The sequence below is a fragment of the Vibrio makurazakiensis genome (genome assembly GCF_050337375.1).
Taxonomy (GTDB): Bacteria; Pseudomonadota; Gammaproteobacteria; order Enterobacterales; family Vibrionaceae; genus Vibrio; species Vibrio makurazakiensis.
Window position 1 is genome coordinate 1 of sequence record NZ_JAKJSW010000438.1, and the last position, 1,343, is coordinate 1,343.

The window sequence follows — 1,343 nt, forward strand, 5'->3', positions numbered from 1 at the left end:
GAATAATAGAGCGAGGATATTGAAGATAGAATATAAGTAGGCACCCAATGTACCACCTAAAACAAACCCTACGATTATGAAAGTAAATAGTTTGGCTTTACGTCGGTCAAATGGTACTCCCTTTAAGGCGGAGCCTAACATAATACCAAGATCTGTGATTATTCCTGTCATATGAGTCGTTCGAATGACTGCACCGCTGAATGTTGTGATCMTCGCATTCTGCAACCCACAAGCGGCCGAAGCAAAATATTGCCCCCAGGAGTAATCATTCATAAGGGCGAAAGAAGCAATCATCAATAGGCTACCTTCAATACATAACGCCACACCATAGCGCCGGCCTAGTTTGAGTGCTTGGTTATCAATGAAGTAGCCACTGAACGCAGCGCCAAACATAAAGAATAAAGCGATGAATAGTAGATGGACTGTGGTCAGTGCTGGAGATGTTAGTTCGCTACCAATAAGTGTCATTGTGCCAGACAAGTGCGAAATAGCTTGATGTTGGAAGCTCAAAAGCCCGATAGCGTTGACAGAACCCGCAAGTGCAGCAAGCAGTAAAGCGCCATATTCAACCCAGCGGGGTAAACGAGATATCATGATAAGAAGCCCAAGAAAGTAGGGCGTGATTATAGCGCTTGAGTTTATTTAGCCCTATGACATATCTTTGCGAGAGTTTGATCTTACACAAAGTTCATTCATATATATGCTATTCGTAGTGCTCCATTTGGCAGTCGAAGCGTACCCAGCCGTGTGCGCGCTCTTCATAGATAGAAAAGCTTGGGGTAGGGAAGTCTCGTTCTTTAAATAAACCTAGTGGAACGACTAAAAACTCAGTCGCGTTAGAAAGTTGCAGCAACATTGTTGTGCCACAATTTGGACAAAATTGATAAGACACTTCATTACCAGCATCTCCTATACGAGAAAATGTTGTTGTCGTGCCATTTAGAGTCACTTGATCAGCAGAGAAACGTGCTTGCACGCCAAACACACTCCCAGTTCTCTTTTGGCATTCAAAGCAATGACATACCGCAGTCCGTGACGGCTCACCTTTGCACACTAAACTTACTTCCCCACAGCGACACTCACATTCTCTGGTTTTTATATCCATAGCTGACCCGTAATTTGCTGTCTATTTATTGCTAATTATATCAAAGCACTTTATGGTCTGCACAAATAGACATGGAACCCTAAAAATAAGTCATTATGAATAAAAGAAAATTACCGATCCCACTGATCTTACTAATTCCAATTGTACTTCTCGTTATCGTCATTATCGCGGGTCTCTATCGCTTTAGTTTGACCGATGAAGAAATCCTCGCGAAATTCCCTGCGACTCAACAACAGGC

The 1,343-nt window shown here is 42.8% G+C and carries 2 protein-coding genes; both read right to left on the minus strand.

Annotation, left to right across the window (positions count from 1 at the left end):
* Window positions 1-594 (minus strand): YoaK family protein (locus L4C33_RS22275; protein WP_428814558.1); only part of this gene is annotated, 594 nt, incomplete at its 3' end.
* 109 nt (window positions 595-703) lie between these two features.
* On the minus strand, window positions 704-1,105 hold the full coding sequence (locus L4C33_RS22280) for a GFA family protein (RefSeq protein ID WP_428814559.1): 402 nt from the start codon (window positions 1,103-1,105) through the stop codon (window positions 704-706).
* Between the last annotated feature and the right edge of the window lie 238 nt (window positions 1,106-1,343).

Excerpts from the sequence above, each read along its gene's own strand:
- L4C33_RS22280 (WP_428814559.1), bottom strand. The coding sequence starts at position 1,105 with ATGGATATAAAAACCAGAGAATGTGAGTGTCGCTGTGGGGAAGTAAGT.